20 protein-coding genes and 1 pseudogene are annotated in these 25290 nt (G+C 38.2%); 2 read left to right on the top strand and 19 right to left on the bottom strand.

Annotated elements, in window-relative coordinates:
* The 6 genes from B6D67_RS03460 to dnaG all read right to left on the bottom strand — a co-directional run bounded on the left by B6D67_RS03460 (position 1) and on the right by dnaG (position 6694).
* Positions 1-933 (bottom strand): glycosyltransferase family 2 protein, encoded by a 933-nt coding sequence (locus tag B6D67_RS03460; protein WP_010922131.1) that lies wholly within the window; start codon positions 931-933, stop codon positions 1-3.
* Positions 923-2077 carry a beta 1-4 rhamnosyltransferase Cps2T gene (gene cps2T, locus B6D67_RS03455; protein WP_010922130.1) on the bottom strand — a complete coding sequence of 385 codons (1155 nt, stop codon included), beginning with the start codon at positions 2075-2077 and terminating at the stop codon, positions 923-925. Before cps2T ends, B6D67_RS03460 begins: the two co-directional genes overlap by 11 nt.
* Positions 2078-2195: 118 nt before the next feature.
* A complete protein-coding gene (rfbD, locus tag B6D67_RS03450) occupies positions 2196-3050 on the bottom strand; it encodes a dTDP-4-dehydrorhamnose reductase (protein WP_010922129.1) in 855 nt (284 codons plus the stop codon).
* Positions 3051-3187: 137 nt separating this feature from the next.
* Positions 3188-3526, bottom strand: a complete 339-nt coding sequence (locus B6D67_RS03445; RefSeq protein ID WP_002990295.1) for a metal-sulfur cluster assembly factor — start codon at positions 3524-3526, stop codon at positions 3188-3190.
* Positions 3527-3761: 235 nt separating this feature from the next.
* A complete protein-coding gene (gene rpoD, locus B6D67_RS03440) occupies positions 3762-4871 on the bottom strand; it encodes an RNA polymerase sigma factor RpoD (RefSeq protein WP_002985187.1) in 1110 nt (369 codons plus the stop codon).
* A gap of 8 nt (positions 4872-4879) precedes the next feature.
* Positions 4880-6694, bottom strand: a complete 1815-nt coding sequence (dnaG, locus tag B6D67_RS03435; protein ID WP_010922128.1) for a DNA primase — start codon at positions 6692-6694, stop codon at positions 4880-4882.
* 130 nt (positions 6695-6824) lie between these two features.
* On the opposite strand from dnaG, the gene mscL reads away from it, so the two are divergent.
* Entirely contained in the window at positions 6825-7187 is a 363-nt protein-coding gene (gene mscL, locus B6D67_RS03430; RefSeq protein ID WP_002990299.1) for a large conductance mechanosensitive channel protein MscL, read from the top strand.
* Between the two features lie 127 nt (positions 7188-7314).
* Here mscL and rpsU read toward each other — a convergent pair whose 3' ends face one another.
* From rpsU to rexB, 4 genes are all read right to left on the bottom strand, one after another.
* Positions 7315-7491, bottom strand: coding sequence for a 30S ribosomal protein S21 (gene rpsU / locus B6D67_RS03425; protein ID WP_000048058.1), 177 nt, complete (start codon positions 7489-7491; stop codon positions 7315-7317).
* A 140-nt stretch (positions 7492-7631) separates the two neighbouring features.
* The gene (locus B6D67_RS03420) at positions 7632-8444 is read right to left on the bottom strand and encodes a transporter substrate-binding domain-containing protein (protein WP_002990394.1); all 813 of its coding nucleotides are present in this window, start codon (positions 8442-8444) and stop codon (positions 7632-7634) included.
* A 139-nt stretch (positions 8445-8583) separates the two neighbouring features.
* Positions 8584-12216 (bottom strand): helicase-exonuclease AddAB subunit AddA, encoded by a 3633-nt coding sequence (gene addA, locus B6D67_RS03415; protein ID WP_032459868.1) that lies wholly within the window; start codon positions 12214-12216, stop codon positions 8584-8586.
* Positions 12213-15428 (bottom strand): ATP-dependent nuclease subunit B, encoded by a 3216-nt coding sequence (gene rexB, locus B6D67_RS03410; RefSeq protein ID WP_010922126.1) that lies wholly within the window; start codon positions 15426-15428, stop codon positions 12213-12215. The genes addA and rexB overlap by 4 nt, the downstream gene beginning before the upstream one ends.
* 150 nt (positions 15429-15578) lie before the next feature.
* Here rexB and ypfJ point away from each other — a divergent pair, with 150 nt between their 5' ends.
* Positions 15579-16496 (top strand): KPN_02809 family neutral zinc metallopeptidase, encoded by a 918-nt coding sequence (gene ypfJ / locus B6D67_RS03405; protein ID WP_029713996.1) that lies wholly within the window; start codon positions 15579-15581, stop codon positions 16494-16496.
* Positions 16497-16597: 101 nt separating this feature from the next.
* Here ypfJ and B6D67_RS03400 read toward each other — a convergent pair whose 3' ends face one another.
* The 9 genes and pseudogenes from B6D67_RS03400 to murA all read right to left on the bottom strand — a co-directional run bounded on the left by B6D67_RS03400 (position 16598) and on the right by murA (position 25270).
* Positions 16598-17266 carry an ABC transporter ATP-binding protein gene (locus tag B6D67_RS03400; RefSeq protein ID WP_011285473.1) on the bottom strand — a complete coding sequence of 223 codons (669 nt, stop codon included), beginning with the start codon at positions 17264-17266 and terminating at the stop codon, positions 16598-16600.
* A gap of 9 nt (positions 17267-17275) precedes the next feature.
* Positions 17276-18352, bottom strand: coding sequence for an FtsX-like permease family protein (locus B6D67_RS03395; RefSeq protein ID WP_010922123.1), 1077 nt, complete (start codon positions 18350-18352; stop codon positions 17276-17278).
* A gap of 72 nt (positions 18353-18424) precedes the next feature.
* Positions 18425-18811: a YbgA family protein gene (locus B6D67_RS03390; RefSeq protein ID WP_029713997.1), complete on the bottom strand. Its 387-nt coding sequence runs from the start codon at positions 18809-18811 to the stop codon at positions 18425-18427.
* Entirely contained in the window at positions 18804-19181 is a 378-nt protein-coding gene (locus B6D67_RS03385; RefSeq protein WP_002993028.1) for an OsmC family protein, read from the bottom strand. Before B6D67_RS03385 ends, B6D67_RS03390 begins: the two co-directional genes overlap by 8 nt.
* 109 nt (positions 19182-19290) lie before the next feature.
* Positions 19291-21696: a phenylalanine--tRNA ligase subunit beta gene (gene pheT / locus B6D67_RS03380; RefSeq protein ID WP_010922122.1), complete on the bottom strand. Its 2406-nt coding sequence runs from the start codon at positions 21694-21696 to the stop codon at positions 19291-19293.
* A gap of 209 nt (positions 21697-21905) precedes the next feature.
* Positions 21906-22949 carry a phenylalanine--tRNA ligase subunit alpha gene (gene pheS / locus B6D67_RS03375; protein ID WP_003061661.1) on the bottom strand — a complete coding sequence of 348 codons (1044 nt, stop codon included), beginning with the start codon at positions 22947-22949 and terminating at the stop codon, positions 21906-21908.
* Between the two features lie 282 nt (positions 22950-23231).
* Positions 23232-23756, bottom strand: a pseudogene (locus tag B6D67_RS03370) (DNA/RNA non-specific endonuclease); the annotation flags it as partial.
* 50 nt (positions 23757-23806) lie between these two features.
* Positions 23807-23995, bottom strand: coding sequence for a DNA-directed RNA polymerase subunit beta (locus B6D67_RS03365; RefSeq protein ID WP_010922120.1), 189 nt, complete (start codon positions 23993-23995; stop codon positions 23807-23809).
* A gap of 3 nt (positions 23996-23998) precedes the next feature.
* Entirely contained in the window at positions 23999-25270 is a 1272-nt protein-coding gene (murA, locus tag B6D67_RS03360) for a UDP-N-acetylglucosamine 1-carboxyvinyltransferase (protein ID WP_002994428.1), read from the bottom strand.
* Positions 25271-25290 lie beyond the last annotated feature (20 nt).

The following is a 25290-nucleotide window of genomic DNA, read 5'->3' as shown; positions in this document are numbered from 1 at the left end:
TTACTTTCTCCTGTAACCAAATAAGGTAACAACTAAACTACGAAAAATAAAGGTGTGAAAGATGCGATTTTTTCTAAAACCGTACCTTTTCAAGGTAGCTAAGCGTTTGGTAAAAGGCATATCCAATAAAGAAACATAGGCCGTTACCAATTCATGGTCATTTGGTTTTAATGGTAAATCTAATAGTAATTGAGCCTGTTTTTGGCTTGAAGTAATCAACCACCAATATTTGTTGACTAAATGATGGGGGGTTAACCAATTTTTCATGCGTTTAGACCAAGTTCTAGCTCCCAACACGTTAGCATCGTGCTGACGGTATAATTCTGTTGGAATATCAAGGTAAACTAATTTCCCAATAGCAGAAGCTAGTAAAGCTAAATACCAGTCATGCATCAATAAACCGTCACAAGTGGTCCATTCCTCAGCCAGAGCATGAGTAATCATCATTGTGCCGCCTGTTACGGTATTTTCGGTTAATTCTTGAAGTAGGCTTGTGTTTGCATGACCAGATTGGGTCTTAATCATACTGTCATGGCAAACAGCTAAATGTTGGGTTACCACTTTGAGGTCTGTATAAACCAATAAAGGAGCTGTCATTTCATGTTTTTGAGCCTCCAATAAGGTCACTTCCAGTTTATTGTCTAACCATATATCATCTTGGTCACTGAAAAAATAGACATCTGCTTTTTGGTGCTTTAAGAGGGTGTAAAAATTCTTAATAACTCCCAGATTTTCTGTCTGCCCCTCATTGATCCACTGAATTCGTTTGTCTTCCTTGACAAATGTGCGAATAATATCCTGGGTGCCATCAGTTGAACCATCATCTCTAATCAATAAGGTCCAGTCGTTAACTGTTTGCCTTTGGATACTTTGAATTTGTTCTGCTAAGAAGCGTTCTCCATTGTAGGTGGATAGTAAAATATTAATGTTCATTTAAAAATAAAGCCTCGTACTCCCCTACAATTTTTTCCCAAGTGTAATGTTCTTGAATAATAGCTTTGGCTTCTTTGCCCAGATGATCACTATCAAAACCTGCATCAACTTGGTTAATCAGCTCTGCTAATTGCCCTTTTTGCTTGGTCCAATAAAGCGCAGCAGACTTAGCCACCGACTGGTTAAAATCAACTCCTAAAACCAAATTAAGATTGGTATGGGCTAGTGCTTCTAGAAGGCCTGGATTAGTCCCTCCTACCTCATGACCATGGATATAGGCATAAGCCTGTTCTCGAATGTAGGCTAATAGTTCTTTGTCATAAAGGGTACCAACAAATTTAATGCGTGGGTCTTTATCACACTCTGTCTCAGCAAGTAATTGCTTAAAGTAAGCATTGCCTTCATGATTACAAATAATCACTAAATCACGCTTAGTTGAGGAAGCCATAAATTCTTTAATAGCGGTTTCGTAATTATTTTCAGGAACAAAGCGTCCTAAAATGAGATAGTAATCCTTTTCTCTAATATCAAAGGTTTGAAAATAAGCTCTGACCTTGCTATCTGCTGTTGCCAAACGTGAAGGTTGTGTCTGCGTTCCATAAGCAATAAAACATGTTTTAGACCAAGGATAAACTTGTTTAAGGTAGCGGTCAATGCCAATATTATCTGAAATGACCAAATCAGCCTGTCTAGTCATTTGCTTTTCGGAAAACTTCAGGTAGGCCTGCACTGGTCTTGACCATTTAGACCGTTTCCACTCTAACCCGTCTGGATTGATAAAAAAGCGTCCACCTCGATTGTGAATCTGCTTCACAAATGGCGCAATAAAAGCGCCTACAGTATTGCCCAACACATAAAAAATAGGGTTCTGAATCTGGTGTTGGTCGCTATAAGACAGGGCATAGGTAATTGCCATCATATCATAAGCAATAACTCTAGCAGGACCAAGTTTTGGGGGATTAAGGTAAAAGCAATCTGCCCCCTTATAATCAAAATGAACCTTATGCTTCGTATCGCTTAAACAAGCAACATGATAACGAATGTTTTTAGATGATTGATGACTAATCAACTCTTCGACAAAGGTTTCAAAGCCACCGTATTTCGCTGGTAACCCTCTGCTACCAATGATAAAAACATCCTGCATTGCATACTACCCCATTCTAAAATATAATCAGTGATATTATACCACAATTAGAAGGCTAATGCGACCTTAAACCCATGAAAAAGAGTTGGCCTTAGAAAGCCAACTCTTTTTAGAATACTTACTTTTTCAGTCCTTGTTGGTAAAATGCCTTCAAGGCTTCTTGCCATGTTGGAATAACAAACCCTGTTGCTTTTGCCTTATCAAGATTCATGGTTGAATTTAAAGGACGTTTGGCTTTTGCTGGGAAAGCTGATGAATCAACTGGCACCACTTCAACAGCCTTGTCTTTTAAGATTTCTTTGGCAAAATCATACCAAGTGGTGTCTTCCTTAGCATCATTTGACAAGTGATAGTAACCAAAGGCTTTTTGATTCTCTGTCAAATAACACATGAATTCTGCCAAGGTCCTTGTCCACGTTGGCCGACCGTGTTGGTCATTGACAACAGTCAAACGGGAGTGATTTTCTGCTAACTGCTCCATGGTAAAGACAAAGTTTTTACCATAATTTCCAAATACCCAAGCAGTACGGATAATATAAAAATGCTCTGCGTATCGTTCAACAGCTAGTTCTCCTAAACGTTTTGTACGGCCATATTCTGTCTTAGGGTCTGGATGATCTGTTTCTACCCATTCTTGACCGACTGGTTTATTGCCATCAAATACGTAGTCTGTTGAAATGTAAACAAGGGTAGCCCCATATTTTCCACAAGCCTTGGCAATATTTTCTGAGCCTGTTACATTAATAGCCTCATTCAAGGCTTTTCCTTCGTCTTCTGCTGCATCAACTGCCGTATAAGCAGCACAATGATAGACCAATGTTGGCTTGACCTGCGCAAAAACAGCTTCGACTTTGTCTTCATTTGTGATGTCCATTTCTGCGACATCAACGGCTACATAATCAACACCTCGTTCATCTAATAAGTATCGAAGTTCTGTCCCTAATTGACCATTGCTTCCTGTAATTAAAATCATCAGTTCTCCTTTTTGCCATAGGTAGAACACTTTTCTCAGTATCTTAGTGTTCTCTAACATTAACCAAAGGCTTTCACCTGTATTTCCTTTTATTCTACATCAAAAAAGGGAATATTTCATCCCTTTACTATCAATGATTAGCGAATACCCAGCGCAATCCTAGCATAGCGGCTCATTTTATCAACCGTCCAAGCAGGGTACCAGACTAATTTGACCTCAGTCTTAGTGACTTCTGGCACATCTTGCAGGGCATCATGGATGTAATCTGTCAACAAGTCTGCCAAAGGACAACCCATTGTTGTGAGTGTCATATCAATCTCTGTATAACCGTTATCATTAAACCGAATTTCATAAATCAAGCCTAGATTAACAACATCAATACCTAGCTCGGGATCAATAACAGTTTCTAAAGCTTCAAGAATTCTATTCTTGATAGCTATCACCTGATCTTGTGTATATTTTGGTGTATCAGACATGGCTTTCCTTTCATTTTTTGAATATGTCGTAGATAAGTAAAAAAACCACTAAAGCTTTGCCTATTTAGAGGAATTGCCTTCTGGGCTTGTTTAAGATATCAAGTCTACCCTTAAAAATACCCACCACATTCGGTCCGATTTCTAATTTGTAGGTGTACCGCTGATAAGTGCCACTTAGGATTTTCGCTCCTTTCTTATTTCAAAGGAACGACCTAAAATCGTCCACTGGACGATTTTAGTCCTCTATAAAGTCTCTTAATTGTTTACTACGACTAGGATGGCGAAGTTTTCTAAGGGCTTTAGCTTCAATCTGTCGAATGCGCTCACGAGTAACATTAAAGACTTTACCTACGTCCTCTAACGTACGCATTTTACCATCGTCAAGGCCAAAGCGTAGGCGAAGAACGTTCTCTTCACGGTCAGTAAGCGTATCTAAAACTTCATCCAATTGCTCACGAAGAACAACACGCGTCGTATAATCTACTGGATTTTCAATAACTTCATCTTCGATAAAATCACCTAAGTGACTATCATCTTCTTCCCCAATTGGTGTTTCTAAAGAAACAGGTTCTTGAGCAATTTTTAGAATTTCACGAACCTTGTCTGGAGTCATTTCCATACGTTCTGCGATTTGTTCTGGCGTTGGATCTTGACCAAGTTCTTGAAGAAGGTTACGTTGTTCACGAACCAATTTATTAATGGTTTCAACCATATGAACAGGGATACGAATCGTACGTGCTTGATCTGCAATTGCGCGTGTTATAGCTTGACGAATCCACCATGTTGCATAAGTTGAGAATTTGAATCCTTTTGAATAATCAAATTTATCAACAGCTTTCATGAGTCCCATGTTACCTTCTTGAATTAAATCAAGAAATTGCATTCCACGTCCAACATAACGTTTTGCAATTGAGACAACAAGACGAAGGTTTGCTTCCGCTAAACGTTGTTTAGCCATTAAATCTCCCTTGGCAACCGCAACAGCCAATTCTTTTTCCTCTTCACTTGTTAAAAGCGGTACCACACCAATTTCTTTGAGGTACATGCGGACAGGGTCGTTTACTTTAGCTGAATTACTACCAATTAATTCTTCATCAGTTAATTCTTCTGGTTTTGGTTCTTCAACAATGTATTTTGATGATGGGTTACCTTCTTTATCCGTAATCGAGATACCACCATCTGTTAACCGCTCAAGTAAGTCATCAATCTGATCAGCATCCAAAGCAAATGGAATGACAAGTTTTTCGGTCACGTCATCATCAATCGCTGTTCCTTCTTTTTTGTGATGGCGAATAAACTCCGCAACTTGAACGTTAAAAGTTGTTATTTCTTTTTGTTTTGTCATAATTTCCTCTATTCCATTTTTCGTTTCTGCGCAATAAAATGTTCTAGTACTTCTAGAGCCGCTTGATGATCGCCTTTGTTACTAGATTCTCTAACTTTTTTCCCTTGTTTGTGAAGATCGCGCTCTGCTAAAAGTTTGGCACGTTTGGATAAAATATCATCAATCTCACCAAGAGCTACTTCTTTGGGAAGGTTTTCTTCTAAAACATTGTAATAAGCACGGTTAACTTCCTCTGACATCTCTGACAAATCATAAGATGTAATGTGTCCTTGTTGCTTCAGCCGTTGATAAAGTAATTCTAAGGTAGAGGTATCAAAATAAAAATCATCACGATGTCGAAATTCATTTAATAAATAGTCATGATGTAAGAGCCGATGCATGAGATGACTTTCTGTCTTAGCAATAGCTGTCAAACTTTTTGGCATTGGTAAGGTCACAAGATTGCTGACGGCTTGAGCTATTTGACCTTGATGTTTTTGCCTATCTTGAATCCTTAATGCATTTACTGATTGTTCTACTTGAAAATAGTCAAAGTTTGGCAACAAATCAGCAATCTTGTTAATATACGAATGTTGAGCTGTGATGGATGGTGATTGAGCAATCAATGGTGCCATTTTCTCCACATAAACAATTTGTGATTGCAAATTGTCTACATTAGTAGGTTTTAGGTAATCAATAAAAAATTCAACACTACTGATCCGTGACTGCTTAAGCAAATCTGCAAATGCTTCTGGGGAATGCCGTTGTACAAATTCGTCAGGATCCATTTTATTGGGGATTCTGACAATTTCGACAACAAAATCTTTAAGCAATTCTAGTGATTTTGCAATAGCATGTTGTCCAGCATCGTCACCATCATAAATCAAAACAACTTTTTTAGTGACTTGCTTAAGGTGATTGACATGTTCTTGAGTCAATGCCGTCCCCATTGAAGCAACAGCATTTTCATAGCCGGAACGGTAAGCGGCAATCACGTCCATAAACCCTTCCATTAGAAACACTTCATGGGTTTTGGCAATAACAGGCCTTGCCTTGTCCAGATGATACAATTCATAAGATTTGTTAAAAAGAACTGTTCCTCTTGAATTTTTATACTTTGCCTGTCTCTTTTCCATATCAGCTGCCGTCCAGATACGTCCTGAAAAGGCAATAATATGCCCTCGGTCATCTGATAAGGGAAACATGATACGATTTCGAAAGGCGTCGTAAATGGTATTGGATTGATCGGACAAGTGAAACAATCCTGAAGCAACCAATTGACCTTCCTCGTATTTTTTAGAAAGAGCTTGATAAAGATAATCTGACTCATCTGGGGCTAAACCAATATTGAAATGCTCAATTAATTGGTCATCCAAGCCTCTCTGGTAAAGGTACTTCCTAGCTTCTTGACCAATGGTAGTGGTCATCAAAACTGCATGGTAAAATTTAGCAGCATCCTCATGAAGTGTCATCAAAGCGTGATTAGGGTGCTTGTGTTGGCTAGCAAGTACTGCCTGACTTGGCGGTATATTAAGCGACATACCAGTCTTATCGGCAATAATCTGAACACTTTCTAAGAAGGGGACTTGGCGGTATTCCTCAATAAATTTAAAAACATCCCCTGATTTTCCACAGCCAAAGCAGTGAAAAAATTGTCTGTCTTCAACAACATTAAAAGAGGGTGTCTTTTCCTTATGAAATGGGCAAAGCCCGAGATAATGCCGCCCTGATCGGGAAAGTTTGACCACTTCTCCAATGACATCGACAATATTAACGCTATTTTTTACTTGGGAAATCATTTCTTTGTCAATTGCCAAATCGTCACCTCCCCATAAAAATCCCATTTTAGTTTTACGTTTTATTATACCACCGAAACTCTTTTTTGTAAATTTAAAAACTGAAGTGATTCCATTGGATTTTGTTTACTAATTATGCTATGCTTAACTTAGAGATATTAAAAAGGGGGAATGTTTAATGGTTAAAGAATTAAAAGCATTTTTGTTTAGAGGAAACATTATTGAACTTGCTGTAGCAGTTATCATCGGGGGAGCTTTTGGTGCTATTGTCACTTCTTTTGTGAACGATATTATCACACCGCTTATTTTAAACCCAGCTTTGAAAGCTGCAAATGTTGAAAACATCACTCAATTGTCATGGAATGGTGTTAAATATGGTAGCTTTTTAGGAGCCGTTATTAATTTTCTTATCATCGGTACCAGTCTTTTCTTTGTTGTAAAAGCCGCTGAAAAAGCTATGCCTAAAAAGGAAAAAGAAGCTGCAGCTCCTACTCAAGAAGAATTATTGACAGAAATCCGTGATTTGTTGGCTCAAAAATAAAGCGATTTTTGATAAAGTAGTTAGGCATGTCTAACTACTTTTTTTGATATCAAAAAAGCTCCCTTGCTTCTTCTGGATAAAAAATAAAAACAGTTCTAATTGTGAGAACTGTTTTATTTTTTATCCATTAGAATTTTTTACGTTTGCGAGCTGCTTCTGATTTACGTTTACGTTTTACAGAAGGTTTTTCGTAGAATTCACGTTTACGTGATTCTTGAAGAGTACCAGCTTTAGTAACAGAACGTTTGAAGCGACGAAGAGCATCGTCAAGAGATTCATTCTTACGTACTACTGTTTTTGACATGTGTTTCACCTCCTCAAGATATTGTAACATTTTCACGTTCCCAATTATATTACATTATTTTTTTAAAAAAGTCAAACCTCTTTTATTGTTTATTCCAAACACTTTTCCAACGGATACTAATAAAGTTTTTATTAACCTTATTACTTCATAGTATTTTTCGTTAGTGCTATTGTCTCTGCAATAAATGACTTGTACCGTTCTTGCTCATCTAACTTAGCAATAACCTTATTAACGGCTTTGGTTAAGTCTCCACTATTTTTAGGAAGGGCCACTGCTTTGGCATCTCCATCACTGGTTTTTAAGCTAAAGGGTGCTAAAGCCAGATCCTTATGTTGGGCTAAAAAACCAGCAGCTACAGGTGCTTCTAAGGTAACTGCATAGACTTGTCCTGCTTTTAGTTCATTAATGGCTTCTCCCATAGCAGTCAAAGAAATCAGATTGGCCTTTGGTAATTGTATTTTAACTAAACCTTCCTCGATACTACCTTTTTGAGCGGCTACTTTCTTACCGTTTAGGTCACTAATATTTTTGGTCACTTTAGCATCAGATGCTCTCATCACTATAGCGTTTTCTGCCTGATAGTAAGGAATTGAAAAATCATATACTTTAGCTCTTTCTTTAGTATGTGAGATTCCTGAAATAGCAAGATCAGCTTTACCAGTCTGTAAACTAGACAAAACATTATCAAAACTCATTGGTGAAAGCTCAAGATCAACGTCTAATTCATCAGCAATAGCCTGAGCTAATTGAACATCTGCTCCAACAATAGTATCTTTTCCATTAACTAAAGCTTTAAATTCAAAAGGAGCATAATCAGGGCTTACAGCAACGACTAATTTTCTTGTTTTTTTAATTCTTTCGTAGTGATTAAGTTGTTCAGACTTGTTACAAGCTGCTAAAGGATAAAGTAGGAGGCAAAGCAAAAAACCAAATCTTATTTTTTTAAAATTCATAGTATATTTATTCCTTTTTGTCGCTAATAAAACTTATTATATTGTATTATTATTCAAAGGTCAATAGCTTTTCAAGCATTTCGTAAAATCCTCAACTATACTATTATCATTTGCAAAATACCCTTGTGTCACAACAACCTTAAACTTCGACAATTTCTGGCTTTCCACCTCCCATTAAAACAAGATAGCGCTTAGTCACAGGAAGTTTATACGTTTGAGTGAGAGCTTCTGCATATAACTCCAACTGTTGTTGGTAACGCTTTTTTAACTCAATGGGCTGCTTGTATTTATCTGTTTTATAGTCCACTAATACAATATGATCATCAAACAAAAAGTAGGCATCTATAATACCACGTAGGACATACTCTTCTTGACTGATAGGGTCAAGTTTTAAAATAGCAAATGGCGCTTCTCGATACAAGTGTTTTTGGTAAGTCTGAAAAAATTGGCCTAGGCTTGTATCACAAAAGAACGACTCTATTTTTTTGAGATCAAGAGCTGTTTTTACCTCTTCGTTACTATCAATTCCTCTTAAAGCGTCTAAAAGCGTTTGTTGATTTATCGGTTTTGACAAAGGGAGCACCTGCATCAACTGATGAAGAGCTGATCCAATATGACTTGCTTCAACTTTTGCTTTTTTTGAAAAATGTGGCAAAGTAAAATCAGATAGCGATCGAGAAGATTTCTCTATAATATCTACACCAATGGGTTCTAATAAAGGCTCGTAAGTTGCCTTAAGTTGGCTAGGCGTTCGAACTGTTGGCAAATGAATAGCTGCTTCATAATTGGCATTCAATTGAGACACTGCTTCTAACATATCTAAAGCCCGTGCAATTGTTTCTGATTGACGATTATCTTTAAGATCATCTGGATTTAATAACTGTGGTGTTTGAAGTCGTCCGACTGACTCTTGTGTCAAATCACTATCTTCAATAAAGCGAACATCAAAATAAAGATCTTCAGTTGAAAATATATCTGCTATTGCTAATAGCCAATCTTGGAATGTCAATAACTGTTCTCGTAAAGCCAGCGGCAAAAGTTTGCCTAACTTTTTAGGATCTGTGATTTCTTGACTTTTGCTCTTACTAGCTTTACCAATAAAATAAACTTTTTTTTCAGCTCGTGTCATAGCAACATACAGTAAGCGCATTTCTTCTGATAAAGTTGCTAAGCGCAACTCTTGTTTGTTCAATTGATAAGGTAAGGTTTCCATGCTTACTTTAACAGAATTGAGTGTTGTTTCACCAAGTAAACCTTTGATATCTGCAAGGTACTTGATACCGATACCGTGCTGCCGATTCAGAATAAATGATTTATGAATATCTGTCATTGAGAAGCGCTTGTCACAATTAAGGATAAATACATACGGAAATTGTAAACCTTTAGACTTGTGAATGGTCATTAAATTAACAGCTTGTTTAGGAGTAGCCACTTCCACATCAGCTAAGTCATTTTGCGTCTCAAGTACCTTATCAATCATTTTAATAAAACGGTATAGCCCTTTATAGCCCGATTTTTCAAACTGATTAGCACGTAGAGCTAATGCGTATAGATTAGCTTGTGCTTGTTCTGCTTTTGCTTGACTAGCTACAAAATCAAAATAAAAACGATCATTAAAAATTTTCCAAATCAAGTCATACAACGACCCTAGCTTAGCGTATCGACGCCAGCTTTTCAACGTCTTTAAAAAAACATTTAACTTGCCAAGCAAGGTATCGTGAATCAATTCAGGATGAGCACCTCTTCCAATCACAGCCCTTTGTATCTTGTCATATAGGCAATCTTTATCTAGCTCATTGTCTTTTTGAAGTGCTATTCTTGCTAAATCATCCTCATCAAAGGCAAACATCGGTGAGCGCAGTAAAGCCACAAGGGCATAATCATTTCTTGGGTTATTAATGGTGCGTAATGTATCTAACATAACCATCACTTCAACAGATTTAAGATAGTTTTGCTGCCCACCATCTGTTACTATAGGAATACCATATTGATTGAATGTATGAGAAATGATATCATTTCTTGTTCTTGAAGAAACGAGTAACGTAATGTCTTCAAAAGGGACACCCTTATCATTGTGAAGCTTAATAATTTCTTTGGCAACAATTGTAACCTCACTAAATGAAATACCCTCACTATCTGAAGGGGCGTTGCCATCATCTTTATCGCTATTATATAGCAATAACTGAGCACGACGGTCTAGATAGGGGACTGTTTGAGCATGACTACCTGCTATTAACTGATGTTGCTCATCGTATAAGACGTCTCCTACTGATTCGTCCATTAAGTGACTAAAAACAGCATTGCTGACATTTAACACCTCTGATTGGCTACGAAAGTTTTCTTTGAGTAAAATCACTTTCCCCTGCTCAGGTTTTTTTTGATAGTCTCTAAACTTTTGATTAAAAATCTGAGGATCGGCTTGCCGAAATCGATAGATCGATTGTTTGATATCTCCTACCATAAAGCGATTATGACCGTTCGATAGTAAGGTCAGGAGTCGCTCTTGCATATGATTGTTATCTTGATATTCATCAACCATCACCTCATGATAGTGTTGCTGATAGGATTGGCGAATATCCGTATTTTCCTCTAAAATTTTGATTGCAAAGTGTGCAATATCTGAAAATTCAAAAGCACTTTCTTGTATTTTGACAGCTAAATAAGCTTCTGAAAACGCAAGCACAAAATCTTGTAACTGTTCCAATAAGGAAAAACAGTCTTTCTGATACATTAAAATTGTTTCTAAATGCCTAAATTGTTTTAATTTTTGATGCAAGGTCTTAAAAACAGGGTATTTTACCTTCGAGACTGTAACATCATTCCCAGATGGTATAAGGCCTGTCACATCTCTGATCAACCGATCCAATCCGGCTTTTCCATACAAACATTTAAAATCACGCACCCAATCAGACAACTTTTCTATGATCGTTAAGTGTTTAGTGTATTTAGCAGATCGGCTACCTGCCTTAGTCAGCTGCCCATAATCTTCCATATCAGTCACATCTCTTAGCTGATTTGCAGTGTCTTGCATTGCCAAAAGTAAGAGTTCAATATCATGATCCGGGATATCTTCAAGTCTTTGGTAAGTTTTAGCAGCGCTTAGAAAATTTTCTTGCAACCATATTTTTGGGTTTTCTGTCGATTGGCTAAAAGAATAACAAGTATAAACTAACTCTCTAAAAGCTGAAGTGTCTTTACAGTTACCAGAAAAATTTTTCACAAGAGCCCTAAACACCGGTGCCTCTTTTTGATTCATAAACTCATTAAAGAGTTTGCTAAACACCTCTTGCTTTAAAACATCTTGTTCTGCTTTATCCTGCATGATACGAAATTGGGATGAAATGCCAATGCTATAACCATAGCGACTTACTACTTTCTGTGCAAAAGCATCCATAGTACCAATATCAGCTTGACAAAGAGATTGCAATTGTTCTGTTAAATAAACTTTCATTTGAAAATCTGTAGTTTGAGCAATTTGTGAGTATAATTTGTTTTCAATCCGCTCACGCAGTTCTGTAGCTGCTTTAACAGTAAAGGTTGAGATAAAAAGCCGATCAATTGAAACACCTCTCAAAATTTTATCAAGTATGCGTTCGACCATTACAAAGGTTTTTCCTGAACCAGCAGAAGCTGATACAAGTATATTTTGGCCACTAGTATAAATTGCTTCAATTTGTTGAGCTGTGCGTTTTTGAGACTGATCTCTGCACCTTTCGTTTTCTTGCAAATGTTTAATAGCTTCGGGGCTTAAAAATGGGGCAAAAGAAATCACAAGTGGCTCTCCTTTCTCATTAATGTTAAAAAGCACTCTTTTTTCTCCTTAGCAGGGAGAGTCACTAGTCGCCTTGCCTGTCCCATGTCAAGATCTGCTTCAAAACGGGTAATGGCTTTTAATTGATCTCCTTGAACTGTCTTACCATCGCTTGTATAAGGATTAATCAAAAAATGTCCCTTTTTAATGTGTTTAGCAGCTTTAAGATAGAGGTACTTGTTATAATTTAAAAGTGTTTCCAATTCGTCATTGGAATAAAGAGCATTTTTGGTTTGGTAAGCACCAGTAGATAGATGCTCTTTTTCGACTTCTGAAAAAATACCTTTATAGGTCAACGCTTTATAGATACTCTCCACTAATGTGTTATCAATTTGTTTAAATGTTACTAGATCCAATTTAGGATCTTGCAAATGAAGGTACATAGCCCCAAATAATTGGTTTATATCGTGCGGTGCAATCTGTTTTAAGGCTGCGAGGTAAGTCATTAGTTGTGGACTCAACCCATTATAAAAGGTCCCAATATCAAATTGATTCGCGCTTGATTTATAGTCAACAATGCCCAAGCTACCGTCGCTCAGCTGGTCAATACGATCAATGATCCCGTGGACTAATATCTCATTTCCCATATCCAGCTGAAAGTTCTTTTCTTGATCAATGACCTGTATGTTTTGGTTAAGTTGCAAGATAGGTGCTGTTGATCTAACAATATCTTCTAGTATAGCTAAACTGTACTCAGCCTCGGCATTATCTTGGTAAACCTGCTGAAAAAAACTTTCTTGATTGGTATGGTAGATTGCTTGTTTTAACTTATTATCAAACGGTTCTTGCGTGTGATCTTTCATTAACCGCTCAAAGACACGATGCAAGTATTGACCATGAATTCTGGAATCTGGATGAATGGATTCTGTTTTGTTTAAATTCAAAACATATTTCAAAAAATAGTTGTACTGATTATTATAAAAAACGGTTAAAGCAGTTGCAGATAGCTTTAAAGGGATTCCCTTTGGAAAACATACCTCGATAACTTCTTTAGACAAAGGCTTTGTTGATAAACGATAATCTGAAGTAGGTAGCTCTAGCTGTTGCTTTCTTAACTGTTTCCTGAGATAACGTAAGACAACAGTCCAAAACATCTTATCTTGATCTGACATTTCTATAAGATCTTGTCGGTTAATAGCAATAATTTGTGACAAGAGAGCTTTATAGTTACCAATATCGCTATTATCATAAGATAGATAGTTTTTGCCTTTATCCAAAAGAGGTAACCCAAAGTTTATTAATTCTTTAAGATAAGGAGATAGATCATCGAATGTCTCGTTGATTACCGTTGAAACACTAAGAACTAACTCCTTAGTAGCAGCATTAAACAGAGATAACGCAGTTTGATGGTTTTTTTTACTATTTTCGGCACTAGCAATATCAAAATGACGATAATTTCTTATTTCATTAATTCTAGCACGCTCTTGATCAGAAAGTAGTCCTGAATGGTGAATTTGCTTAGGAAAATGTGATTGAGTTAGACCAATTGCATAAACGAAAGGTTTTGAATGTGGTTGAACAAGGTCATAAGATTTAATAGTGACAACATCTAATGTCGCTGGAACAACACGATACTGAGCTGATTTCATTCCCGTTTTAATTAAAGCAAGGCAATCTGATAGCCGTAATTTTTCTTGGCCAAAGATATGATGAAAAGAAGTCAAAATATCTGTAAACCTTTTCCAAACTTCTTCGTTTTTTTCCACCTCTAATTGGGACTGTGCTAAACCTTGCATATTCTCAGCTAATCTAATCTTTTTTAAAAAAAGTATTAATTTGTCAACAAGTGAAGCACCAAGTTGTTTTTGACTCTTAAACAATTCTTGCAAAGGTAAAACGATGTCTTGTCTCATTTCATTTAAAAAGTCAAGAGGATACTGCCTAGAAGAGTTAATGGTAAAAGGCTTTGAAAATTTAGTAAATCCTTTAATATCTGCAAACTGAGTATATTCCTCAAAGCGATCAATATCACTATCATCAAAACAACCAAAAAGTCCTGATTTTAACATGTTTAAAATGTCTTCACGACGCCAATTATAGCGCTGACTTCGTTCGAGCGATTCTATAAATTGGACTAATGGATGGGCAGCCATAGGCTCTGCTTTTCCTAAATAGTAGGGGATTTCAAACTTATCAAAGATAGGCCCAATTTGTAATTGATAAGCATCCATATCTCCTAGCAACACTAAGATATCCTTATAACGGTAACCTTCATATAGCTTTTGCCGAATGGATTTTGCTACATGTTCAATTTCCTCTTTTTGATGATGACATTGCCAAAGGCTAAAGTGATCAAGATCACTCTTTTGGAGTTGCCAGTCTACTTGTGAAAAATCATGAGTTGCTTCAAATAATTGTGTTAGCCGTGAAAAGGCTGGTTTAAACACTTGATTAGAGGTCGCAAATACCGGCTTGATATGGTATTTTTGAGCCAAATCTTGCAAAAAATGAAGGCTAGCCTCATAGATATTTCCCTTAATAAAAGATTTTTGATAAGCTTTTTGACTCACATAACTGCCAATGATGACCTCTTGACAGTTGTTATTTAAAAGTGATAATAAATAATCCTCTTCAGCTGAAAAACGTGAAAAACCATCAATAACAACAACTGTTTTTGATAGTTGGTTATTTAAAAGTCCTAACTTAATTGCTCTTGCAAAAGATTGTAGAGGACTATCTTGATTATAATCTTGCTGAATCATGATCGTCTCTGCAAGCTCAATAATTTTAATAAGATCTTCTTGTTTTTGAGGATGGTCTAACCCTGTTAAATCATGTACGCTTAATTGTGCGTTTTTTAATTCTTTATATAACTCAACTAGTTGTTCAATAAAAACCGAATTATTTTGCAAACGACCATAACTCGGCAAATCTTCTGGTTTTAATTGCATCAAGGCCCGATAAAAAATCATAGCCAAAGTCGTGTCATCTAGATGTTGCTTAGAAGGAGAGCTCTCAACTGTAAAATACCTTGACATTTGAACGAACCGGGTGACTATTATCGAAAAAGTCCCTCGTTCAGGCAATAAGGTTAAGACTTCCCTTTCCTTTTCAAATGAAAGAGAATTTGGAGCAATATAGAACACTCGATAACCTTGGTCAGCAGCTTTTCGTGCTTCATTCACCAAAATCTCTGTCATCGAGTAACTCATCTCTGTGTAAATTAATTTCATATGACTCCTTTATACAAACTGAATCTACCCTTGTTATATTATAGCAAATACCTATTGCTTTTCCTATTTTTAGTTATAATCTCATCATAAAAATAGCAATTCTAATAGAATTATTTTATAATAAAATCAAGAAATAGATGGGAGAAACTTATGAAAACGGATGATTTGAGAGAAAGTCAACAGGTTGAAGATAGACGTGGTCAATCGTCTGGTTCTTTTGGGGGCGGCGACCTAGGGGGCGGTCTCCTGCTTCAATTACTCTTTTCACGAGGAGGTTGGAAAACCAAGCTGGTTATTCTTCTCCTTCTCCTAGTTATGGGAGGTGGTGGCCTATCTGGTGTTTTAGGAGGCAAGCCTTCTTCTACCAACAACAATGCCTATCAATCAAGCCAAGTAACGCGTACAAATGGTGACAAGGCTAGTCAAGAACAGGTTTCTTTTGTCAGTAAGGTCTTCGCCTCTACCGAGGACTATTGGACTAAGACATTTCGTGAGAAAGGGTTAACTTATCATAAACCAACATTAGTTCTATATACTGGAGCAACTCAAACCGCTTGTGGCAGGGGGCAAGCCTCTTCTGGTCCTTTTTATTGCCCAGGCGATCAAAAAGTGTATTTAGATATTTCTTTTTATAATGAACTATCAACCAAGTACGGCGCAAAAGGTGATTTTGCTATGGCCTATGTGATTGCTCATGAAGTTGGCCACCACATCCAAAATGAATTGGGAATTATGGATAATTACGCTAGCGCTAGACAAGGAAAATCAAAGGCTAAAGCCAATCAGCTCAACGTCAAGTTGGAATTACAAGCTGATTACTATGCTGGTGCCTGGGCTAATTATGTTCAAGGGCAAGGCCTTTTGGAAAAAGGAGATATTGAGGAAGCAATGGCAGCAGCTCACGCAGTTGGGGATGATACTCTGCAAGAAGAAACCTATGGCAGAACCGTTCCTGATAGTTTTACACATGGCACTTCTAAGCAACGCCAACGTTGGTTTGACCGAGGTTACCAATATGGCGACTTTGAGCATGGTGATACCTTTAGCATCCCGTATAGTAAGCTTTAGGGAAATGGTGACGTATTGATAATAGTCACACTTAGAAAAAAACCAAACAAGTGCTGTGCTTGTTTGGTTTTTTTCTAATATCATAAACTCTTACCAGTCTACTATCTCTCTTGACATAACTCTCCATCTTGCATCCGATAGACTTTGTCACAATATTTTAGCATCCGATCATCATGAGTGACCATAATAATGGCCTTGTTTTTTTCTTTACTTTCCTTAGCCAACAGTTTGACCACTTCATAGGCTTTTTCAGTATCCAAACTTGCAGTAGGTTCGTCTGCCAATATCAGTGCTGGATCATGGTAAAGAGCACGGGCAATAGCCGCTCTTTGCCTTTCTCCGCCGGATAATTCTTGAGGTAACTGATGTTTTAGCCCTGTAATGCCTAAATCGTCAAATAACTGATTGGCTTTGGCTTTTTCTTTGCTTCCTGTCAAATGATCGACCAATTCCAACTGCTGCTGGACCGTTAAAAAAGGTATCAGATTGGAAGCTTGTAAGATAAAACCAACGGATTTGAAGCGCAAGCGTGAGCGCTCTTTTTCTGATAAATGCGTATAATCAGTGCCATCAATGATTAGCTGACCAGAACTTGGGGTCTGTAAGCCACCAGCAATGGTCAAAAAGGTTGATTTTCCAGAACCTGATGGTCCAATAATAGCCACAAATTCTCCAGCTTCAATGGAAAAGTCAGTTGCCTTTAATGCGTTGATTTCGTGATGACCATCTTGAAATGTTTTGGTCACTTGTTTAAATGTTAAAACCGACATCACTACCTCCTATCCAATTGCTTTCAAAGGATCAATTCGTATAATGTTAAAAACAGAAAATAAGGTGCCTAATAGAGCAAAACAGATCATACTAACGAATATAGCCAAATACAAAAACCAATTGCTTTGAAAAGGTACTACTGTTGGTAATAATAATGATGTCAGCCAAGTACCTAGCAACCCTAAACCACTACCTAAAAAACTCAAAAAGAATGTCTGCATAAGCACAGCGGTCGTAATCGTTTTGTTAGAAATTCCTTGCGCTTTCATAATCCCAAAAATAGGTGCCTTTTGAATAGTCAAAATATACATAAAAATACCAATAATAATAGCTGAAATAATGACAAGAAAACTAATCATAAAGCCAAAAGTTAAAAGTTGAGCGCTATAACCAGGTAATTTAGTAATAAAGGTTTTAATATCTAATTTTTGGAAGTCTTTTTTAGGATAATCTGTTAAACTTCCTTTAGTGATAAAAGCATTAACAACTTGCTTATCTTTTGGTAGTGGTTCTCCATATTTTAATGTTTCAAAAGCTTCCAAATTCATATAAACCACTGGTGCAACACTAAATCTAGCATTTTGAGTATAACCAACGATAGTTAATGCTTGACTAGAACTCGATGTGTAAAAGTCCTTGCCAATCGCAAAAGCTTCCTCTTTTGCAAGGCTTTGATCCAAAACAACCTCTTTGTTAGTCTTAAATAATCGACCTTTTACAATGTTAGGACGAATAAAGCTATTAGAATCAATCCCGAAAAGGCTAACCTTAACTTTGTCGGCATCCTTAGGATTTTTAACTGACCACGCCACGGTATTGAGTTGAGCAAGAGGAGCTACCTTGTCTGCTGTTATTTGATTTTCTTGAGCTCTGGACACCTGTGATAAGGTCAAGGTAGCGTCAGCATCCTTGGCTAGTAAAACACTGTCAGCTTTCCAAAGATCAACCGCCGAGCGGTTCTCCTGCATCAAACCAAAGGCCAATCCTGACAAAAAGAACATCAAATAGGCAACCAAACATAGCAAACCAGCAATCAAACCATACCGCAATTTGGATTGTTTCATTTCATTAAGCGCTAAAAACATCTCTCATTCCCCCTTATTTATATCACTAGCTTAGCATAACTTCCCAGAAATCCCTACTTTTCTGTTTAGCATTTAAGGACCTTTGGTAATCAAACGGCAAGATAGCAGATAAGAGGGCTGATAATGAGCAGTCATCTCTTGTAAAAAGCATAGCATCTCCTCAGATTTAGTTTCCAACTGAGCATTCAAATCTTTGAAATGGTCTTTTTCTTCCTGACTCGCTACCTTTTTAAAATACCCCCAAACATGCTGATATGCCGTTCGTAAGCTTTTTACTGTGGGAGGAATGGCTTGCGCTTCTTCAATCAAACAATGAAAAGTCAACACCTTTTCTTCTGACCACTGATTTCCTTTAAACAATTCTCTTAAAGCATTGTAATGCTGCTGTGAGTGTGCCATGACCCAATACTTTTGATAAGCCCATTGTTTTTGGTAAGTTTTCAAACTAGCATCAGACATGAGACAGTCCTTCCAACGTAATGGTCACCGTAACTTCAGGTTTGAGGAGTTGTTTCACACGACAATAAGTTCCAATGTAAGCCAATAAATCAGCTTTCTTTTTGTCATCTAAAACATCATCAATCCTAACAAGTAGTTCAAAAACTTCTTCCTCATAACTAGCCTCAACAGAAACAGCAAGTGTGTCTTGCTGAAATTGACGATGGTAAAAACCCTGCACACACATAGTCACACAAGAAGACAAGGCGATAACCAGTAAACTCATAGGGGTTTCCCCTTGATCAGTTTTTCCAAATAAGGTCACACTATCTCCGTAGCCTTTCGAAACCGTGTGGTAAAGGCGGTTGCCTGTTATTTTTGTTTGATACATTCTGATTTTCCTCCACCTTCTGATGTTTTTCTCCAATCATTTGAACTGGAGTTCTTTTTTCCTCTATTATAACAGAAAAAAACGGAGCCTTAGAGGCCCAGTTTTTTTCTTAGCGTACTTCAGCACCGACTTGTTCTGTCAATGCTTTGGTGATTTTCTCCATGTATTTGGCAACTTCTTCATCCGTTAAATTGTCATTTGGATTTTGGAAAGTAAGGCTATAAGCCATTGATTTTTTGCCAGCCTGAATGGTTGCTCCTTCATAGACGTCAAAGAGTTTAATGCTAGTCAAGCGTTTTACACCTGCTGATTCAATAGCTGTTACAATGGCCTGATGACTCACCTCACGGTCAAGTAACAAGGCAACATCACGTGTCATAGCAGGGAATTTTGTGATTTCCGCAAAAGTTTGATCACTTGGCAACGCTGCTTCTAAAGCAGCCATATCCAATTCTGCCACATAGGTTTCTGGAATACTATAAGCCTTTGCTGTTCCTGGATGAACTTGACCAACAAATCCAATCACTTGCTCATCTAATAGGATAAGCGCTGTCCGTCCTGGGTGCATGTTTGCTAGGTCTTTGGTTGGCACATATTGAACCTTGAGGTTAAGGTTTGCAAATAAAGTATCCAAGTTACCTTTAGCATGGTAAAAATCCACTGCCTGAGCTTGGGTTTGGAAATCTTTTTGTGCCACTAAGCCACAAATAGCAAAAGCAAAATGGTTCACTTCATTAGGAAGGTCTTCTTTTGGATTAGCTTCTTGTTCAAAGATTTTTCCAATTTCATAAAGAGCCAAGTTACTTTGTTTACGAGCCACATTATAGGCAACCGTATCTAACATCCCTGAAACCATATTTTGACGTAGTGCTGAACGCTCCACAGACATCGGCCACATGAGTTCTGTCAGGTGACTTGGTGCCACTGCAAACTCAACAGCTTTCTCTGGTGTTGTCAAAGCATACGAAATGATTTCAGTCAAGCCCAATCCTTCCGCTAAGCCACGGACTTTACGACGAAGAGCCTGTGTTGGCGTTAATTCTGCAGCCGTTCCCCCTGCCTCTGGTAAGGTTGTTGGCAACTTATCATAACCATAGATACGCGCAATTTCTTCCACCAAGTCAGCTGGGATGCTAACATCCCAACGACGCCGAGGAACAGCTACCGTGAAGCTTGTTTCATCTCCTGTTAGACCAAATCCAAGTTGGTCAAAAATCCTTTGAATATCAGCAAAAGTTAATTCTGTTCCTAAACGAACATTCACATAGTCAAGGCTAGTTGAGACTTCAACAGGTTCTGTTGGCAATTGTCCAGCTTGAACATGGCCTGATAAGACTTGACCTTCTGCTAATTCTTGTAACATAGCCGCTGCAAAGTCAAGTGCTTCTAAAACAGTTGCATAGTTAACCCCTTTTTCAAAACGTGAAGAGGATTCCGAACGAAGGTTTAAACGACCACTGGTTTTACGAATCGATTTGCCATCAAAAACAGCAGCTTCAAGAACAACCGTCTGAGAGTTGGCATCAATTTCAGTGGCTTGACCACCCATAACACCTGCTAAAGCAACTGGTTTGTCAGCCACGGTAATAACAAGATCCTCAGTGGTCAAATCCCGTTTTTCACCATCAAGTGTGACCAAACTTTCTCCTTGACGAGCCGCACGCGCCACAATCTTATGGTCTTCAAATTTATCATAATCAAAAGCATGCATAGGTTGACCAAAATACAAGAGCACATAGTTGGTCACATCAACCACATTATTAATAGGACGAATACCAGCATTCATTAAAAGGTTTTGCAACCATTGTGGACTTGGCTTAACTTTGACATTTTCAACGACACGGCTAGCGTAAGTTAGAACGTTATCAGAGGCAATGGCCACTTCAATGGCTTCTGAAGTTGCCTTATCAGATTCTTGTAGATTTTTTTGGGGGAATGATACTGACTTGCCATAAATAGCTGCGACTTCATGTGCCACACCTCGCATAGAAAGCGCATCAGCACGGTTAGGTGTAATGGACAATTCAATGATATGATCGTCCAAGTCCAGGTATTTAAAAATAGCATCACCTGGCACAGCCTCCTCTGGCAAGATTTGAATACCATCTGAAAATTCTTTTGGAATAATACTATCTGACAAACCAAGTTCTTGCAAGGAACAAATCATGCCAAGAGATTCCATGCCGCGGATTTTGCCTTTTTTGATTTTATAGTTATCCGCAATACGAGCACCTGGCACAGCCACGATAACCTTAATCCCTGCTTTCACATTTGGTGCGCCACACACAATTTGACGTGGCGTTTCATCACCTGTATCTACCTGACACAAATGCAAATGTGTCTCTGGCACATCTTCACAAGAAAGCACATGCCCCACAACCAGTTTTGATAAACCATCTGCAGGGACTTCAATTCCTTCTACCTCGATACCCGTTGTCGACATTTTCTCAGCAAGTGCTGCTGGTGTCACATCGATATCTACTAATTCTTTTAACCATTTATAAGATACTAACATAATTTTAGTGCCCAAATCACTCGGCTAGAGAAAGCTCTCAAGCCGTGATTTGAGTCATTTCCTTTCGTATTTTAAGTTCCAAGTCAAAACCCTTATGACGTTGAAGCGAGAGGGACTTTCCCCTTAGACAATTAACCTATTATCATTACCTATCAACTTTCACTCAATCTTAGATAAAATAGCTGACAGAGGTCTTCAAACGACTCGTTTTAGTTAAATTGTTCAGAGAAACGTTGGTCGCCTTGATAGAAACCACGAATGTCATTAATGCCATAACGCAACATGGCAATCCGCTCTTGACCTAAACCAAAGGCAAAGCCTGAATACTCTTTTGCATCAACACCTGACATTTCCAAGACACTTGGGTGAACCATACCAGCACCAAGAATTTCAATCCATCCTGTTTTCTTGCAGACATTACAGCCTTTCCCACCACATTTAAAGCAAGAAACATCCACTTCAACAGATGGTTCTGTGAACGGGAAATATGACGGGCGCAAACGAATGCTACGTTCGTCACCGAACATCTTCTTGATGATCATTTCAAGGGTCCCTTTGAGGTCTCCCATGGAAATATTTTTGCCCACAACCAAACCTTCAATTTGATGGAATTGATGTGAGTGGGTAGCGTCATCAGTATCACGACGGAAAACACGACCTGGAGAAACCATTTTTAAAGGCCCTTTTGAAAAATCATGTTGATCAAGAGTACGGGCCTGCACAGGACTGGTGTGAGTTCGTAACAAGATTTCTTCTGTGATATAAAACGTATCTTGCATGTCACGGGCAGGGTGATCCTTTGGCAAATTCATGCGCTCAAAGTTGTAATAATCTTTTTCCACCTCAAAGCCATCAACAATCTGAAAACCCATTCCTAAGAAAATATCTTCGATTTCTTCACTGGTTTGTGTTAACACATGACGATGCCCCAGAGTCATTTGACGACCCGGTAAAGTCACATCAATGCTTTCAGCATCAAGTTGGGCCTGAATTTTAGCAGCTTCTACAATTTTAGCCTGTTCTTCAAAGGCTTTTGTCAATAAGTCACGAACTTCGTTCACCTGTTTACCAACCACAGGACGCAAGTCATTAGACAAGTCTTTTAGCCCCTTTAGTAATTCTGTCAAAGATCCCTTTTTCCCAAGAACAGCCACGCGCAAATCTTGCAGTTCTTTGGTATGATTACCCGTCAAAGACTGTAAGGTCTCCAATGTTTTTGTCTTTAATTCCTCTAATTGTGCTTGTAAATCCATAGTTTTCCCTTCTTTTGGCGATGAAAAAAGCATGCCACTCCTCCACTTGATAAGCGGAGCGTTGACACGCGGTACCATCCGTTTTTATCTGACGTTATCAGACCTTAATTAATTGTCTTTAGCTGAGTGAATTCCTAATAGTTCCCTTAAGAAGGCTTCCAGTCACGGCCCTCACTCCCTGTTAATTTCTCTATTAGTACTAGTCTCATAGACACTTATTCAATTAGTTCTATTCTATCAAAAAAAGTGCTTAGTGACAATCTTAAATCAGTGACTTTTCGCTTAGAGATTGATAGCTATTTGTCCCGTCCGATAGTCAACGGTCAATCCTGCTTGGACATTTGGAACAAACACGTTAAAAGTCAAGCTGTCATCAGAGGATTTAGCCTCCAAATGGCTACCGCTGGCTAGTAGATTATCACCATCATAAAGTAGGGTGACACGGTAGCGGACGCGATGCCCCTTATCTAAAGCACGACGTACTAAACCTTCATAGTAATTCTGACCTGTCAAGTAGGGTTTATTTGCTTGATTAGCCCAACTTAGTTGAGTGGCAATATTATCAGGATTACCAGTAGAAGCATCAAAACCTTTCAGTCCACCAACTAAAGCATAACCTAGCAAATGCCCTCTATCAACCGCGTGATCATAACTTCCTTTTAAGTGGTGCAATCGGTGCCAACCTGCTGGCTTAAAGTTACGATAAGCATTATCCGTTTGATAGCGATTTCGATACTGTCGTGTCGACTTAGTAAGTAAGGCATTAGCTCTTTTAGGAACCTTTTGCTCTTGCACCCTTTTTCGTTTTTTCCTTGTTAACATACTTCCTCTCAGATGCTATAAAAAGTAGGCAAGGCCTACTTTCCAGTAAATTTATTCACTAACTCTGCCCACTTATCCATAGATAAAATATGCCATGGACTCTGGCCATCTCCCATAAAACTATAACCAATCATAAGTCCAATGGCTAAAAAAAGACACGCCAAGGCAGCAATTATGAAAAGTAATAACATTTGTTCTAAGACATATTTTAAACCATTTGTCATAAGCTAGACCTCACTGCTACGACTAATAGTAGCTCCAAGCTTTGCTAATTTTTCATGAAATTGATAGTAGCCACGATCTAAATGAACCAAATTATTAACTATTGTAACTCCTTGAGCAACAATCCCTGTCAAGATAAGGGCAGCACTGGCACGTAAATCTGTTGACATCACAGGAGCACCTTGCAGTTGTCTTCCACCATGAATCATGGCAGTTTCCCTAAGGATTTCAGATTGTAAGCCCATGCGTCGCATTTCTTCCAGATGTTGAAATCGATTTTCAAAGACAGTTTCAACCATAGTAGACTCTCCATTGACCACTGCCATTAAAGCTGTAAATTGAGCTTGCATGTCTGTTGGAAAACCTGGATGAGGCAAGGTTTTAACCGTTACAGGTTTGAGCTTTGGCGTGTTTGCTTGAACGCGAATACCGTATTCTTCTTCTGTTACAGAAACACCCATTTCCATTAATTTTGAAATCAATGGACGATTATGTTCCCAAACAGCATCTCTAATCAAAACATTGCCTGAAGTCATCGCCGCTGCAACCATAAATGTACCGGCTTCTATACGATCTTGAACAACATCATGTTCTACGCCTCGTAAATGCGTGACACCTGTTATCGTTAACGTCTCTGTTCCAGCACCACGAATTCTAGCTCCCATTTTATTCAAAAATTGAGCTAAATCAACAATTTCAGGCTCACGAGCAGCATTTTCAATAGTGGTCACACCATCAGCTAAAGTGGCAGCCATCATCAAGTTTTGGGTAGCTCCTACAGATGGGAAGTCCATATAAATCATGGCACCTTGCAGTCGATCTGCTTGAGCGGTAATATCTCCACCTTTTTGAGTAATCGTTGCCCCCATAGCCTCTAATCCTTTTAAGTGCAAATTAATAGGCCTACTGCCAATCGTACAGCCTCCAGGCATTGATACTTTTGCGTGGCCATTACGTGCCAAAATTGGTCCTAAAACAACAATAGAGGCACGCATTTGGCTCACGTACTCGTAAGGGGCTTCATCTAAAATGTGTCCTGAGGCATCAACTGTGATTTCGTTAGCTGCTTCATTAAAATCAACACGAATATCTAAACCACGTACCACGTTATTCATGGTAAAAACATCAGATAGAATAGGAACGTTTCTAAGAATTGTTTTTCCTTTTGAAGGTAAAATAGATGCTGCCAGTAAAGGAAGAACTGCGTTTTTAGCACCCTCAATAACAACTTCTCCTTCTAAGCGTGTTTGACCACCTTCAATGATTATTTTATCCACAATTTTCTCCCTTATCTATC

This window comes from Streptococcus pyogenes (assembly GCF_002055535.1).
Taxonomy (GTDB): domain Bacteria; phylum Bacillota; class Bacilli; order Lactobacillales; family Streptococcaceae; genus Streptococcus; species Streptococcus pyogenes.
This window is presented reverse-complemented; position numbering and strand designations above follow the sequence as displayed.

Bases quoted from the DNA above. Each gene is read 5' to 3' on its own strand.
- B6D67_RS03460 (WP_010922131.1), bottom strand. From the start codon at position 933: ATGAACATTAATATTTTACTATCCACCTACAATGGAGAACGCTTCTTA.
- cps2T (WP_010922130.1), bottom strand. From the start codon at position 2,077: ATGCAGGATGTTTTTATCATTGGTAGCAGAGGGTTACCAGCGAAATAC.
- rfbD (WP_010922129.1), bottom strand. From the start codon at position 3,050: ATGATTTTAATTACAGGAAGCAATGGTCAATTAGGGACAGAACTTCGA.
- B6D67_RS03445 (WP_002990295.1), bottom strand. From the start codon at position 3,526: ATGTCTGATACACCAAAATATACACAAGATCAGGTGATAGCTATCAAG.
- rpoD (WP_002985187.1), bottom strand. From the start codon at position 4,871: ATGACAAAACAAAAAGAAATAACAACTTTTAACGTTCAAGTTGCGGAG.
- dnaG (WP_010922128.1), bottom strand. From the start codon at position 6,694: ATGGGATTTTTATGGGGAGGTGACGATTTGGCAATTGACAAAGAAATG.
- mscL (WP_002990299.1), top strand. From the start codon at position 6,825: ATGGTTAAAGAATTAAAAGCATTTTTGTTTAGAGGAAACATTATTGAA.
- rpsU (WP_000048058.1), bottom strand. From the start codon at position 7,491: ATGTCAAAAACAGTAGTACGTAAGAATGAATCTCTTGACGATGCTCTT.
- B6D67_RS03420 (WP_002990394.1), bottom strand. From the start codon at position 8,444: ATGAATTTTAAAAAAATAAGATTTGGTTTTTTGCTTTGCCTCCTACTT.
- rexB (WP_010922126.1), bottom strand. From the start codon at position 15,428: ATGAAATTAATTTACACAGAGATGAGTTACTCGATGACAGAGATTTTG.
- ypfJ (WP_029713996.1), top strand. From the start codon at position 15,579: ATGAAAACGGATGATTTGAGAGAAAGTCAACAGGTTGAAGATAGACGT.
- B6D67_RS03400 (WP_011285473.1), bottom strand. From the start codon at position 17,266: ATGTCGGTTTTAACATTTAAACAAGTGACCAAAACATTTCAAGATGGT.
- B6D67_RS03395 (WP_010922123.1), bottom strand. From the start codon at position 18,352: ATGTTTTTAGCGCTTAATGAAATGAAACAATCCAAATTGCGGTATGGT.
- B6D67_RS03390 (WP_029713997.1), bottom strand. From the start codon at position 18,811: ATGTCTGATGCTAGTTTGAAAACTTACCAAAAACAATGGGCTTATCAA.
- B6D67_RS03385 (WP_002993028.1), bottom strand. From the start codon at position 19,181: ATGTATCAAACAAAAATAACAGGCAACCGCCTTTACCACACGGTTTCG.
- pheT (WP_010922122.1), bottom strand. From the start codon at position 21,696: ATGTTAGTATCTTATAAATGGTTAAAAGAATTAGTAGATATCGATGTG.
- pheS (WP_003061661.1), bottom strand. From the start codon at position 22,949: ATGGATTTACAAGCACAATTAGAGGAATTAAAGACAAAAACATTGGAG.
- B6D67_RS03365 (WP_010922120.1), bottom strand. From the start codon at position 23,995: ATGACAAATGGTTTAAAATATGTCTTAGAACAAATGTTATTACTTTTC.